General features: G+C 61.3%; 11 protein-coding genes. 3 read left to right on the top strand and 8 right to left on the bottom strand.

What is annotated here, in order from left to right; translation table 11 throughout:
* Positions 1-470: 470 nt before the first annotated feature.
* The 7 genes from WAW39_RS00125 to WAW39_RS00095 form a co-directional block, all read right to left on the bottom strand.
* On the bottom strand, positions 471-1,613 hold the full coding sequence (locus WAW39_RS00125; protein ID WP_422314509.1) for a hypothetical protein: 1,143 nt from the start codon (positions 1,611-1,613) through the stop codon (positions 471-473).
* Between the two features lie 66 nt (positions 1,614-1,679).
* On the bottom strand, positions 1,680-4,409 hold the full coding sequence (locus tag WAW39_RS00120; RefSeq protein WP_422314507.1) for a PVC-type heme-binding CxxCH protein: 2,730 nt from the start codon (positions 4,407-4,409) through the stop codon (positions 1,680-1,682).
* A 94-nt stretch (positions 4,410-4,503) separates the two neighbouring features.
* Positions 4,504-5,007 carry an OmpA family protein gene (locus WAW39_RS00115; protein WP_422314505.1) on the bottom strand — a complete coding sequence of 168 codons (504 nt, stop codon included), beginning with the start codon at positions 5,005-5,007 and terminating at the stop codon, positions 4,504-4,506.
* A gap of 6 nt (positions 5,008-5,013) precedes the next feature.
* Positions 5,014-6,234 carry a hypothetical protein gene (locus WAW39_RS00110; protein WP_422314503.1) on the bottom strand — a complete coding sequence of 407 codons (1,221 nt, stop codon included), beginning with the start codon at positions 6,232-6,234 and terminating at the stop codon, positions 5,014-5,016.
* Positions 6,235-6,241: 7 nt separating this feature from the next.
* Complete coding sequence (locus WAW39_RS00105) at positions 6,242-7,114, bottom strand: TonB C-terminal domain-containing protein (protein WP_422314501.1); 873 nt, start codon at positions 7,112-7,114, stop codon at positions 6,242-6,244.
* Entirely contained in the window at positions 7,115-7,543 is a 429-nt protein-coding gene (locus tag WAW39_RS00100) for an ExbD/TolR family protein (protein WP_422314499.1), read from the bottom strand.
* Complete coding sequence (locus tag WAW39_RS00095; protein ID WP_422314497.1) at positions 7,540-8,379, bottom strand: MotA/TolQ/ExbB proton channel family protein; 840 nt, start codon at positions 8,377-8,379, stop codon at positions 7,540-7,542. The genes WAW39_RS00100 and WAW39_RS00095 overlap by 4 nt, the downstream gene beginning before the upstream one ends.
* Positions 8,380-8,717: 338 nt before the next feature.
* Here WAW39_RS00095 and fbaA point away from each other — a divergent pair, with 338 nt between their 5' ends.
* The 3 genes from fbaA (at position 8,718) to WAW39_RS00080 (ending at position 13,677) form a co-directional block, all read left to right on the top strand.
* Positions 8,718-9,749 carry a class II fructose-bisphosphate aldolase gene (gene fbaA, locus WAW39_RS00090; RefSeq protein ID WP_422314495.1) on the top strand — a complete coding sequence of 344 codons (1,032 nt, stop codon included), beginning with the start codon at positions 8,718-8,720 and terminating at the stop codon, positions 9,747-9,749.
* A 443-nt stretch (positions 9,750-10,192) separates the two neighbouring features.
* Positions 10,193-12,925: an immunoglobulin domain-containing protein gene (locus WAW39_RS00085; protein WP_422314493.1), complete on the top strand. Its 2,733-nt coding sequence runs from the start codon at positions 10,193-10,195 to the stop codon at positions 12,923-12,925.
* Positions 12,926-13,062: 137 nt separating this feature from the next.
* On the top strand, positions 13,063-13,677 hold the full coding sequence (locus WAW39_RS00080; RefSeq protein ID WP_422314491.1) for a histidine phosphatase family protein: 615 nt from the start codon (positions 13,063-13,065) through the stop codon (positions 13,675-13,677).
* Between the two features lie 184 nt (positions 13,678-13,861).
* Here WAW39_RS00080 and WAW39_RS00075 read toward each other — a convergent pair.
* On the bottom strand, positions 13,862-14,548 hold a 687-nt coding region (locus WAW39_RS00075), incomplete at its 5' end, for an aminopeptidase (RefSeq protein WP_422314489.1).

Genomic DNA, 14,548 nt, shown 5'->3' with positions numbered 1-14,548 from the left:
GGAAACATCGGCCGCGCAGTCTGCGCCAGCACGTGGTCTGCCGCAAGACCGACGCCGCCACCGTGCAGCCCGCCCAGCGCATGAAGCCGCAGGAACTGGTGGCGCAAGGGCGCGTGGAGTGCGCTGAGCAAGCACGCGATGTGACTCATCCCCAAACCCGAGCCAACCCATCGCGACATCAAGCCCCAAGACACAGCCCCGCCAACACAAACGCCCCTTTCCCTCCCCCCGAGCCCCCTTTGGAACGGCGCGGCGCGCTCGACACCCAGCGCGTGCGGTGCGCTCAAGCCTGCCCGAAAGATCGGAGGCTCAAGAGGCTTGCTTCACGCTCATGGATGGACGGGCTGGCGCCAGGTCCATCCTACTTCCTAGCATGAAGCGTCGGGCCTGATCCTCTACTTGGAAAGCATGCCTTTTCCTTCAGACTCATTTTCAACTGTCCGTGGTAGAAGATGCAGGCGCGCCTGCCTCTACCTTTCAGTAGGCTCCCTCATGAGCTGCAGCAGGCGTGTTCGGTCCACCGCTGGTGCCGGTTTGGCCGGTGCAGACGGAGCAGCTTTTGGCTTGGAGGACTCGGCGACCTTGGCCTTGGGCTTGGATGCAGTGGAAGACTTCTTCTGGGAAGTGGAGGTGGTCTTGGCTTTGACCGGGGGCTCATCGGCACTGCTGGCCTGTGATTTGGCCTTTTCTGCTTTGGCGTAAGCCGCTGCTTTCATGTCGGCGTCCGCCTTGGCTTTCGCGTTCTCCGCCGCAGCCTGTGCCGCGGCTTCTTCCCGGGCCTTTGCCTTGTCAGCAAGGGCTTTTGCCGCAGCGGCTTCTTTGGCCTCCGCTATGGCCATGGCATCGGCTTTCTCCTTCGCTTTAGCCTCGGCTCTGGCTGCCGCCTTCGCCTCTGCTTCGGCCTCTTTCTTGGCTTTGGCTTCGGCATCTGCCAGGGCTTTGTCCGCTTTCGCCTTGGCCCTGGCTTCTGCCTTCGCTTGGGCGTCCGCTTCTTCCTTGGCCTTGGCTTCAGCGTCTGCCACAGCCTTGGCCTCTGCTTCGGCTTTCGCCTTGGCTGCGGCTTCATCAGCCTCCTTTTGGGCCTGCACTTCTGCCATGGCCTTCGCTTCTTCTTCAGCTTTCACCCTGGCCTCTTCCTTGGCCCTGGCTTTGGCTTCCGCTTTGGCCTTGGCTTCTGCGGCAGCGGCTTCATCCGCAATTTTGCTGACGGTCACAGCGCCCTCAGGAACGATGGCACCGCCGTCGATGCGGATCTTCGCGGAGTCGTTCTGGCCAATGTAGAGGCGGTCGTTCTTTTTGACTGTCGCTTTACCGAGCGCCTCGGAGAACTCCGGCGTGATGGAGATGCCGGGAGCCAGCACCCAGATGGGGGACGAGGTGTCCTTGACCATCACGGCACCGCCGCTGGCCACATGGGTTTCACGGCCCCATGCGTCCTTGGTGGTGTCAATCTTCTGCGCATAGAGCCGCACGGAGCCGGTTTTACGCGCGGCTGGATACTTGCTGCCAAGGGCTTCAGCCGAAAGTTTGAACTCAGGAGGCTCTGGCGCGGTGGAACTGCAACTGCTAAGACTGATGGCGGCGGCGAGGACGCCGAGGCGAAAAAAGGTCATGATTCAATAAAAGGGGGGCTTGGGGGACTCTGGCTTTCGCAGCATCCGCAGGTCCAATGATCGCGATTATTTGCCGGTGCGCAAATATGCGACGATATCGGCCACATCTTGGGCATTAAGACCCAGCTGGGTGGCACTGAGCATCATGCTGTGGTCGAGCTTCCGGCGGCTCTTGATCCGTGACCTTGCGACGTATTGATTTTGGCCGCCCATGCTTCGAATGATCATGATGTCACCTTCGGTCAGGATCATGCCATGGATGGTCACGCCGTCCTTGGTCACGATTTCCTGCCCATCGTAGCCGTGCGCGATGTCCTTGCTCGGATCAATGAGCGCCTGCGCGATGATGTCTCCAGGCTGGCTTCTGCCCCAGCCTTCCAGACTCGGGCCAAACTCGACTCCCTGGCCGTTGATTTGATGGCACATCACGCAGCGCGTGACGAGCTGCGCGCCGTTTTTGGCGTTGCCCTTCAGCTTGAGCACTTCATCCAGCTTCACATTGCTGGGAATGGCCGGTGGCGTAACGATGGTCACCAGCTTGGCGCTTTCAGGATCAAAGATGCCCTCCTTCTTTAAGGCCTCAGCGATGCCAAAAGTCGACCAGTCATCGGTGCTGCGCTTGATGAGCCACCACATGACATCGGCCTGGATGGGGGACTCTTTGTCCTTGGCCAGTTCGAGCACGGCTTTGGCCGCGCTGGCCTCCGGGATAAAGGCGAGGGTGTCGAGCGCGAGTTTCCGCTGCTCCGCCGAGAGCTTGCCATTGGCCGCCCTTTTTGCCAAATCCGACACAGCTGCAGCGGGGTGCAAACGCCAGGTGATGTGCGCAAAATCATCGTCCCAAGCCCCCTCGGGTTTCAGCGCGGTCCATACCGCCTCCTCCTTGCCAGTGCAGCCAATGCCCCAGGCTTCGAGCAGGGAACGGTCACCCCCATCAATGTGGTGCGAAAGCTTGCACAGCAGTGCCACACTTTGCGCCGCCGGAACATCCCGCAGAGCCACCGCCACCTCACTTCTCACCATCGGGGAAAGATCGGTCGTCAGATTGCTGAGAATATCAATCACATCACTGCTGGCCGCGCGGATCGCACGCAGTGCCACCAGGCGCTTCGTAGCATCCTCAGATTCCAGCCAGATCCTCGCCGAAATAAGCCCCGGCTCTCCAAGCTGCGCCAAGAGCCACACCGCGCGCGCGGCGATGAAAGGATTCGCATGGTCGCGCAACTTGAGGACGGCTGGAATGTTCACATCACCAGCAGCTCTCAGGCGGGTGAATGCCACATGGCGTACATTGGTTGCAGGCGATTGCAGCGCAGCGATCTGCCCGATGACACTGTCCAGCTTGAGATTGGGAACCTTGGGCTTGAACCCTTTAGGAGCGATGCGGTAGATCGTGCCGCTGCAGGTTTCATCCGTGTCCTGATGGCCGCCGGTGCGTTTGTCGAACCAGTCACTGATGTAAATCGCGCCATCGGCACCCACGCACACATCCGAAGGGCGGAAAAGCGTGTGCCGTTCGTCGGAGAGATTGTTGGCACCGCCCACGAAGTCACTGCCTTTGAACACGCCGGTGGTGTTGGTGGTGCAGAAGTCGAAGCGCTCCAGCTTGAAGCCGGCACCGTCCGGTTTTGGCAGGTAGCCAAACACCACGTTGCGTCCGGTTTCACAGCTTAGCAGCAGACCGTTCCATTTTTCACCGAGCGCGCCGTTTTCATAGAAGCACATGCCGGTGGGCGCACCACCGCCATAGACGTCTCCAGCAGGGATGCTGCCGGGATCTTCCTGCCGCCACTCTGCGGTGGGAATGCTCTGCCCGGGGCGTTTGTCGGCGCGCCACTGGCGTTTGCCGTCGCGGGAGAAGAAGCCAAAGCTGCCGCCTTCGATGAGATGGCTCACGCGGCAGGCGGGTGGATCGTCGTTGTCGTTGAGGAACATGTCACCGTAGCTGGTGCGCACGCCTTCAAAGCTGTTCCGATAATTGTAGCCGAGGATGCGCGCATTGTGCCCGTTTTCATCAATGCTGGCGGTGAATCCGCCGACGTACACATGACCGTCGTCGCTCTTGGCACCGGCATAGGGATTGTTCAGGTAGGCACCACCGATGCGGAAGGTGTTGCCGCTCTTGTCACTGAACTGCGCACCGCAGTTGCCGTTGCTGAAGTACAGGCGGCCGTCGGGTCCGGCATACACGCTGTGCAGGCTGTGGTCATGCTGCGGCTGCTCAAAGCCGCTGAGGAAGACCTCGCGTTTGTCGACGGCGGGATCGAATTTCAAGTCGCGGTTCACATCCGTGTACTTGATGATGTTCGGTGCGTTGGAGACGAAGATGATGTTGTCAAAAACGGCGACGCCCAGCGGGCATTCGAGTTCCTTTTCGCGCACGAAGACGTGGCTGCGGTCGCATTTGCCGTCGCCATCGGTGTCCTGCAGCACACGCACGCAGTCGCCTTCACGACTGCGGCCGGAGTGGCGGCGGTAGTTCACGCCTTCCGTGACCCAGATGCGGCCCGCGTGATCGATGTCCATGTTCGCGGGATTGAACAACTGGGGCGAGGTGGCCCAGACGGTGATTTCCAAACCCTCGGGCACTTTGAAGGCGCTGGGTTCGAGATGATCAGGCGTCACTTTCGAGGCATCGAAGACCGGAATGGTGGGGTCCGGGACGAAGGCGGGTTTACCGGCGACGAAAGGCCCCTGGTCATTTTGGCCCTTGGCGGGCTTGTCCGGGCTTGCGGACATAAGGGCAAACGGCGCGACCAAGGCGAGAACGACGAGGAGGTTTTGGCGGTTGGGCATGATTGGGGGTCGTAAGGAACGGACGTAATCCGATGATCTTACGTCCAGACCTCGCCGCTGCGCTGACCAACTTTTGAATCTCGCCTGAACCGCCTCAGTTCTGGCGGTAAATGACCACCACATCCGAGGATGGGCCGCTGGGGGAGAAGTCATTGCCAAAGCCCACAGTCTGAACGCTGGCGGCTTCGAGTCCGAGCTCGATCAGACGCTGCCGCACCGCCAGGGAACGACGTTCGGAAAGGGAGCGGGCGTGATCTGCCGGAAGATTCGGCGCCGTGTAGCCTGCGACCAGCAGATGGGCCTTTTTGTTCTTGGTCATCTCCTGAGCCAGACTGTTCAAGGCCTGCTGATGCGCGGAGGTGAGCTGGAAGTTCGCGTTCTCAAACACCAGGGCAGGGCATGCCGGCTTGAGGCTGCCATTCAGCGGGGAAGTGAAGCCTTCACGGGGGCCGAGCGCATAGACGACCGCCTCAGAGGCGGGATTGCGCAAAAACGAAGGCATGGGAATGCTGCTGCATGAGGCCAGCAGAAGGCAGCCCGCAAGGGTGCTCGAAAGAATGGCGGCAGGGCGTTTCATCATTGGCAGGGCGGCATTCATCAGGGCTCAGCGCATCCAGCGCGGTTCGGAGATGTGGCCATAACCGCGCAGGATGGAACGACGGTTGCCGCTGCGCAGATCATGCACAAAGAGTTCGCCGTGCTGGACGTAGGTGATGAAATGGCCGTTGGGGCTCCATGACGGATGTTCCGCACCGCCCGCCTGCACCACACGCACGCCCCCATTGGGATAGGGCTTGATGGCGACGGTCCATTCACCGCTGGTGCGGGTGGTGAAGGCGATGTGCTTGCCATCGGGCGACCACTCGGGATCCGTGCAAAAATGGTAGCCGGTGCGCCAGCGAAACAGACGCGAGGATTCACCCTCCTTCTGCGGCACTTCGACGACGTAGAGCTTGGGGCCGTCCCCATCATCACTGGAAAACACCAGCTGCCGGCCATCAGGATGCCAGGAAGGACTGGAGGGCGCGCCAACGGAATCACTTACGCAGGCGGCGGTGTTTGTGTTGAGATCACTGACGAAGATTTCCGGATTGCCGATGAAGCTCATCACGGCGGCGAGATGCGTACCATCCGGCGAGAAGGCCGAGCCAAAGCTGCTGCCGGGAGTGTCAGTCACGCCGCGTTCCCAGCCGACATTCAGGTCCAGCAGCCGGATGATGGGAAAGCCGGTGCGATAGCTGGTGAAGGCGATCATGGATGAATCCGGCGAGAGCGAAGGGGCCACTGCCGCATGCTTGTCATGCGTGACCTGATGCACCTCGCCGCCTTCAGCATCGCAGATGTAGATCTGGCGCTTGCCGCTCACATCACTCACAAAGACGATGCGGCTGGTGGCCAGTCCCGGTCTGCCGGTGATGGTGTAGATGATGTCGTCGGTGAGGGCCTTGAGGTTTTCATCCAGCCCCGGCGCGGCATAGCTGCGCTGAAAGAGATCCTTGCCTTTGGCATCCTTCAGCTTGCCGGTGACACGCCCGCCTGAGGAAGTGCCTTCCACAAGAAAGTCGGCTTTTTCATCCGCCCCAGCGACGAAGAACTCACGTGAATCCAGCAGTTCCTGATACAAGGTCTGCTGTGCGCTGGCACCTGTGCCGCCGGAGAATGTCCCCACGCGAATGCGCGGCATGCTTTTCCTGTGTTCCTCGGTTTTGCTTTTTCCGCCACCCAAGCTGAACAAGCCGCGCAGTCTCTCCATGACGCCAGCCTCCGCCCGTGTGCCATGGGACACGACGAGGGTGAGAATGAGAAGCAGCGCGCGGGCGTTCATGTGGGGGTCAGGGCAGCAGAAGGAAGTTCAGTTCCAGATCGTAGCTGTCTTTGGTGTAATTAGAAGGCAGCGTTGTGGAAATTTTTTTCACCTTTGCAGCGGCCTCGAGAATGGACTGATCCAGAACGTGCGAGCCGGAGAATTTGTTCATTTGCGCCTTCAAGATCGTGCCGTCCTTGCCGATGGAAATATTCAGCCGCCCTTCGCGCTGGCCTTCCGGCACGCTTTCGATGGGGGGGGCAGTCCAGCCGATGAGGAATGCCGCATTAACGGCTTCATCGACGGCATCCAAATCCACTTCCTCTGTGGCCGGGGTGGCACGGTCGGAGGGTGGAATCGCCGATGGACGCAGGGTGTTAAGTCGGGCGATGTCCATCAGCGTCGGGCTGGTCATCGGCGGAACGGGGGCCCCGAACAGGGTGGTCTCGGCACGCTTTTCGGGGGCTCTGCGCAGCGTGATGCTGCGATTGGCGGAGGGTTTTGAAGTTGTGGCGGCAGAGCCTGCGAACAAGGGCGCGCCGGTGGTGTTTGGCACCGGCTCCATCTGATGCTGCTGGGGCGGGGCGGCGATCAGCGTGGCTTTCTGCACCGGAGGCTCGGCCACTGGTTTCGGAGCTACAGCCGGGGGCTTTTTGTCAGCCTTGGGGGAGGAGGCCACCGCTTTGGCCCGAGGCACAGCGGAGGACGCTGGCACCTGGGATTTGAAATCACCGGGATTCATCCAGGCGAGCTGGGAGATTCTGGCATCGCGCTTGAGGCTGCCGACATTCTGCCACCACCACCAGACACCAAAGGCAGCACCCAGATGCAGCGAAACGATGACAAACACCGCTGCTGAAATGGGCTCCAGCGTCGTGGGACGTTTACGGTTCGTCTTCAATCAGGGGGCCTCGGCATGAGTCGTGACGGCGGTCTTCTGAATGCCCGCTGCTTCAAGCAGCTGCATCGTTTCCACCAGCTGCTGGACCGGCAGGTCGCGATGCATGCGCACCTCGATGCCGATGCCGGGTTTGCGCTGGGCGAGTTGTTTCAAAGAGACGGGCAGATCCGCACGCGCGAGCATGGCTCCGTTCAGCGTGACGGACTGGTCGCTGTTCACCAGCAGCGTGATGGTTTCAGTCGGAGCAGAAGCGCTGGCGGGGGCGGGCGCAGGTGTGGGGGCTGTCGCGGTCAGCATGGTCTTGTCTGCCTTGAGCAGGGGAGCTGCCAGCAGAAAGACAAACAGCAGCACCAGCACCAAATCCATCAGCGGAGTGAGGCTGATTTCGGTGATGAGGCGGAGCTGATGCCTGTTGGAGTGGCGTTTCATGCGCGGGCGTGGAAGGCGTGCATGGACGAGGGCAGGGGGGAGGAGCTGCCGCTGAAGGCGGGCATGGAAGGACTGCCGAGGGCGCTCATGCTGGGCAGGGCTTCATTGGTGAAACGATGGTCCACAAAGGTGCGGTCAAAGCCCGCGTTGAGCTCACTGGCGAAGTTGTCCAGCCGCACCACCATGCCGCGGATGCGGTTCACCAGCGCATTGTAACCGATCATGCTCGGGATGGCGACCAGCAGGCCCAGCACGGTGGTGACCAGCGCGGTGGTGATGCCTGGTGCCAGGGTGGCGAGAGTGGCGGTGCTGCTGGCAGACGTCATCGTGCTGAAGGTGTCCAGAATGCCCCACACGGTGCCCAGCAGCCCGAGAAACGGAGCGCTGCTCAGGGTGGTGGCCACCCAGCTCATGCGGGCTTCCAGACGCAGCGCCGCCTCGGCCACGCTGCGCTCCATGGCCACCTGCACTGCATTCATCTGGGAAGGCGTGATGCGGCCCGCGCCTTGCAGCCGTGCGGCAAAGGTGGTGCCAGGCTCGTCCTCACCCAGAAGGTACCAGGACATCTCGCGGCAGGCAGCGTGGTAGATGTGGTAGAAGGAGGAAAATTCATGGGGCTCGCGCTGTTGATACAGTTCCAGGGCATGATTGCTCTCGCGGTATTCGCGCAGAAAAGACAGGTTGGCCTTGTGCACCCGGGAGAGCAGGAAGTGCTTGCTGAGGATCACCGCCCAGCTGGTGATGGAGAAAAGCGCGAGGAAGCCGCAGATGATCCAGCAGGTCAGAGTGCTGTGTTCGAGGCCGTATTGCAGGCCGGGCGAGAGAAAGGATTCCATGGGCGGCATTGCGTAGAAGGAGTTGCTGCTAGTTAAAAGACCTTAATAGTCGGGCGTCAACCGGGGAGTGAGAGGAGAATGGCGGGGAATCAGCTGCAAAAAACGTGGGGGCCCGGGCCTGATCTTCTATTTCGTGCGCCAGTGTCCTCCCGACGGTCCCAAGTGTACATCGGCGGGAAGCCTGCTGACAGCCGTCTCTGTTCGCATTCAGGCGAATGAGGATGGGAACAATCCGCCAAGCTCGCTCCGCTGCCACCCCCGCCAGATATGAAGCGCTTCTTGCACCCGGCCCGTTTCTTGCTTCCCTCAACCCCTCAACTCAAAAACACACCCCTAAGATGCCCGTAGCCACACCCGCCCAGTACCGTGCCATGCTTGATGCCGCCCAGAAGGGTGGTTACGCCTATCCGGCGATCAACGTCACCTCCATTACGACCATCAACGGCGCGCTGAAGGCCTTCGCAGAGTCCAAGTCTGACGGCATCATCCAGGTTTCCACGGGCGGCGGTGAATTCGCCTCCGGCACCGCTCTCAAAGATCAGGCCTTTGGTGCCATCGTCCTCGCTGAGGCCGCGCACCGTCTGGCAGAAAAGTACAACATCCTCGTCGGTCTGCACACTGACCACTGCCAGCCGAAGAAGGTGGACAGCTTCCTCAAGCCCCTCATCGCCGAAACCGCCAAGCGCCGTGCCGCCGGCCTGAACAACCTTTTCCAGAGCCACATGCTCGACGCCTCGGAACTGCCGCTGGCTGAAAACATGCGCCTCTCCAAGGAACTCCTGGCCGAGTGCGTGAAGCACGAGATCATCCTCGAAGTTGAAGCCGGCGTCGTCGGTGGTGAAGAAGACGGCCACGACACCAGCGGTGTCGCCGCCGACAAGCTCTACACCACCCCCGAAGACATGGTGGAAGTGTATGAGACCCTCAGCGGCATCGGCCGCTTCATGTTCGCCGCCACCTTTGGCAACGTGCATGGCAGCTACAAGCCCGGCGCTGTGAAGCTCAAGCCCACCATCCTGCGTGATGGTCAGGCCGCAGTGACCGCCAAGCATGGTGCCAAGGCTGAGATGGATCTCGTCTTCCACGGCGGTTCTGGTTCCCTCCTTGAAGAAATCCGCGAAACCCTCGGCTACGGCGTGGTGAAGATGAACATCGACACCGACACCCAGTATGCCTTCACCCGTCCGATCGTGGACCACATGATGAAGAACTACGCAGGCGTCCTCAAGATCGACGGCGAAGTGGGCGACAAGAAGACCTACGACCCACGCAGCTACCTCAAGAAGGGCGAACAGGGCCTCTGCGACCGCATGAAGGAAGCCTGCAATGATTTGCTGAGCACTGGGAAGACGATTTTTGGGACGGTGTAAGACGGACATTTTTATCCGTCCGTTCAGCAATCACTGAATCTCCATGAGGGCCATGCGATGCATGGCCCTTTTTTCGATCCTGAAAGGGCGCATGGCATGGTTGCCTGATGTGTGTCACGAAGTTTTCAGGGTGCCGTTTTCGCTGAGTTCCTTGAGATGTTTTCAAACTGACGCTTTCGCCGGATGCCATTTCCCCTTCCAAGGCAGCTTCAATCCCTGGCATCTGGCGCAAACACCCGCCGCCGAAAACTCTTGGCATAGCGCGCGGCGGAACTATGCTCAGGCGCATCTCCAATTCGCCATCAACCGCGCATTGAGCTGCCATCATCGCCCGGGATGGCCGTTTGCAAGACATCCCGGTGCATTTTCTTTCTTCCCGCCGCGGTCATCATTCCATCTTTGATCGCCGTTCTCTCCCAGCCCCCCCTCCACCGCTCCTGCCGATGCGCTTCGTGACATTTCGCTCCTGCCTCGGTCTCCTTTTCGGCCTGCTCGCCGCTTTCTTTCCCCACGCCGCCCGTGCCACCGCACCGGGGCAGGTCGTGGCCTGGGGCAGCAACAACGCCGGACAGATCAGTGTACCTGTCAGCGCGACGGATGGTGTGATCGCCATTGCCGCAGGTGATTCTTTTTCCGCCGCACTGAAGGACAATGGCACCGTTGTCACATGGGGGGACAGCTATAACCCCGCCGAGATCGCGGTTCCGTCAGGCGTGAACAATATCACCGCCATCGCTGCTGGCGTCGAGCACATCGTGGCTCTCCGGAGCGATGGCAAGGTTGCCGCCTGGGGCTACAACATTGGCGGAGAGGTGACGGGCATGCCCGGGGGAGGGATTACCTCGGCGAATCCTGTCACTCTCGGCGGGCAAGTCCTGAGCAATGTCGTTGGCGTTGCGTGTGGAACAGTCCACTCGATTGCGGTCAAGAACGATGGCACTGTCGTTGTGTGGGGCAGCAACTACTTCGGCCAGCTCAACGTGCCCGCCGGGCTGACGGACGTTGTTGCAGCCGCAGGCGGCATGTATCACAGCCTCGCCTTGAAGTCTGACGGGACCGTCGTGGCTTGGGGCGGACAGAACACCTACGGGGAAATTAACGTGCCGGCCGGCCTGACCGACGTGGTGCAGGTGTCGGCGGGCGAGTATTACTCGATGGCGCTGAAGAGCGACGGCACCGTCGTGGCGTGGGGTGACAACAGTCAGGGCCAGCTCAACGTGCCCGCCGGTCTGAACGATGCAGTCCAAATCGCGGCTGCCAGACACCACGCGCTTGCCCTGAAAAGCGATGCCACGATCGTCGCCTGGGGCAGCAACTCAGACGGTCAGACCACCATTTCCACGTCCGCACAGAGCTGTGTGCTGGCCGTCGGCGGTGGCTTGCGCCATTCGCTGGCGGTGGTCACCGTTCCGCCCACCGTTCTCATCCCGCCCGCCGACCAGACGCGCCTCACCAGCCAGACTGCGGCCTTCACCGTCTCCGCCTCTGGCACTCCACCCTACAGCTATCAATGGTACAAGGACGGAGTTCTCCTTGCCAATGGTGTCCGAATCTCCGGCGTCACTACCGCCACGCTCACGGTGTCCAGCCTCACTGTGGCCGACGCTGGAGACTACACGGTCGAGCTGGGCAACTGTACTGACATGACATTGAGCGCCCCCGGCCACCTCACCGTCACCCCGGTGATACCTCCCGGTGTGGTGATCGCCTGGGGCGATGACACTTTCGGCCAATCCAACGTGCCACAGGCCGCCAAAAGCGGCGTGATCGCCATTGCCGCTGGTCAGGGACATACCCTTGCGCTGAAAACCAATGGCTCCGTTCTCGCCTGGGGTTGGAATACCTCCGGCCAGACCACCGTCCCGGCTGATGCCGGCTCCGGAGTCATCGGCATCTCGGCCGGTCAGGGTCATAGCCTCGCATTGAAGTCCGACGGCACGGTGCTCGCCTGGGGCAACGGTGCCGACGGCCAGACCAATCTCCCCGTCGGCCTCTCCGGCGTCGTCGCCATCGCCGGAGGCGGGGCTCAAAGCCTGGCCCTCAAAAACGATGGAACCGTCGTGGTCTGGGGCAACAACAGTTCGAGCCTGCCCTCTGGGCTGACGGGCGTCACTGCGATCGCCGCCGGCATGTACCACGCCCTTGCTCTCAAAAGCGATGGCACCGTCGCCACCTGGGGGGATGACAGTCACGGTCAGTCCACGGTCCCGGCGGGTCTCACCGATGTGATTGCCATCGCGGCAGGCTTTTACCACAGCATTGCTGTGAAGGCCGACGGCACCGTGATTGCCTGGGGTGACGACAGCTACGGCCAGTCGAGCGTTCCCTCCGGCCTCTCCGATATCGTTGCCGCCGCCGGTGGCCGCTACCACACCGTGGTCAGAAAAAACGACAAGACCCTGGTCGCCTGGGGCGACGACAGCGTCGGGCAGTCCACCATCCCCACCACCGTGCAGGGCCGCACACTCGCGCTCGCTGCGGGCTGGATGCACACTGTGGTCATCGCCGGCCGGCCGGCCATCATCCTCGGCGGCCCTTACAGTGCCTACACCAACCTGAACCACGATGTGATCTTCCATGTCGATGTGGATGGCACCGGGCCCATCAGCCTCCAATGGAGACGGCAGTCCGTCGCCGGCAGCAGCGATATCAGCGGAGCCACTGACAGCACGCTCACATTGCGCAGTGTGCAGGCCTCCGACAGTGGCAGCTACGCGGTGGTCGTGAGCAATGCGTTTGGCACCGCCACCGGCTATGCCAATCTCACGGTTTTGCCCGCCACCACCTTCACCCTTTGGCAGCAAAACCGTTTCACCGAAACGGAACTGGCCGACCCCGGCGTCGCCGGCCCGCTGGCCGACCCCACCGGCAAAGGTACGCCCAACCTGATCAAATACGCCCTCAATCTCGAACCGGTGGCCAGCGCTGGAGGCCCTTCGATTCCGAGTTCTCCATGGCCGCTGCAGCCCACATTCTCCGGCGGCACTTTAATGATGACCTTCCGCGCGCTGCGCACTGACGTCAGCTACATGGTCGAGGCCAGCACCGATCTCAAGACGTGGAGCGGTACCGGAGTCACCACGAAGTACAACGGCATCGACTGCACCGCCACCTGCACGCCCACCGCCTCCAATCAGGTTTTCCTGCGTCTCAGGGTGTCGATGCCCGGCGGATGATGCGGCGGACCTAGCTGAAATGGAATGCGCCGCCCGCCTGCACGCGCCCTCTGACGCCCCTTCCTTTTTCCTGGCTTGCGGCCACCTGCGGACTGCATCATAGACGGTTTGTGAAATCTCATCTTCCGAATCATCCCATGCAGATCTATCTCATCCGCCACGGCGAGGTGGAGGAGAAGTATCACAAGGTGTTTGGCGGCTCGCGCATCGACATGGGGCTTTCGCCTTTGGGATTGAAGCATGGAGAGGCGGTGGCGGCGTGGCTGAAGGACACGAAGATCGATGCGCTGTATGCCAGCCCCATGCTGCGGGTGCAGCAGACGCTGGCGCCGCTGGCCAGACAGCGCGGCCTGCAGGCGGAACTGCTGCCCGGACTGCGCGAGATCGACTTTGGCGACTGGACTGGACACCGCTGGGACGAGGTGCAGTCGAATTTTGGTCAGAGCGCCTTTGACTGGCTGGAGATCATTGAGAACAACGGCATCATGAACGGCGAGAGCATCGACGCTTTGATGTCACGCGTGCGCGAGTGCCTGCTGCAGATCATCCATGCGCATCCGCATCAGCAGGTGGCCATCTACTGCCACGGCGGCATCATCCGCGCGATCATCGCGCTCCTGCTGGAAATGCCGCTGAAGCACATGGCCTTTTTCAACATCGAGTACGGCAGCATCAGCCTGGTGGAACTGCTGCCGGAGCGGAAGCACGCGGTGGAGATCGAACTGCTGAACTTTCAGCCGCCGGTGGCTTGAACGGAAGCTTCGCGGAGCGCGGAATTTATTCCGCAGCACTCCGCGAACACCCCAAGTGCCGATGTTGTTCTGCCGTTTTCTTGAAACCCAAGATTCTCTCTGATTGCGACCCTCAGCGTGGATTACCCACGCCGAGCACGAGCGACGTGCTGCGGAATAAATTCCGCGCTCCATTGCCGAGCCGTTAGTAATTCAACGGCTTCAGCTCAGGCAGGAGGAACTTGCCGTCTTTGCGGATGACTTTGCCATCGAAGCGGATTTCGCCGCCGCCGTATTCGGGGCGCTGGATGTTGACGAGGTCCCAGTGCACCTGGCTGCGGTTGCCGTTGTCGGCGACGCCTTCGTAGGCCTGGCCGGGGGTGAAGTGGAAGCTGCCGGCGATTTTTTCGTCGAACAGGATGTCGCGCATCGGCTCTTTGATCTCGCGGTTAAAGCCAATGGCGAACTCGCCGATGTAGCGGGCGCCTTCGTCGCTGTCGAGGATCTTGTTGATGGCAGGGGTGTTGTTGGCGGTGGCGTTGACGATTTTGCCCTTGTTGAACTCGAGCTTCACGGTGTCGAAGGCGATGCCCTGGTAGATCGTGGGGGCGTTGTAGCTGATGACGCCTTCGACGCTGTCTTTGACGGGGGCGCTGAAGACCTCGCCGTCTGGGATGTTGTGATTGCCGCCGCAGGCGATGGCCTTGAGGCCTTTGAGGCTGAAGCTGAGATCGGTGCCAGGGCCGGTGATGTGGACGTGCTTGGTTTTGTCCATGAGCTGCTTCAAGGCTTTCATGGCTGGCAGCAGGGCGGCGTAGTCCAGCAGGCAGACGCGGAAGAAGAAGTCTTCAAAGGCCTGGGTGCTCATGCCCGCCTGCTGGGCCATGGAGGC

The organism is Prosthecobacter sp. (genome assembly GCF_049294395.1).
In the GTDB taxonomy this organism is placed as follows: domain Bacteria; phylum Verrucomicrobiota; class Verrucomicrobiia; order Verrucomicrobiales; family Verrucomicrobiaceae; genus Prosthecobacter.
The sequence above is the reverse complement of the archived record's forward strand: the minus strand, read 5'-3'. Positions and strand labels throughout refer to the sequence as shown.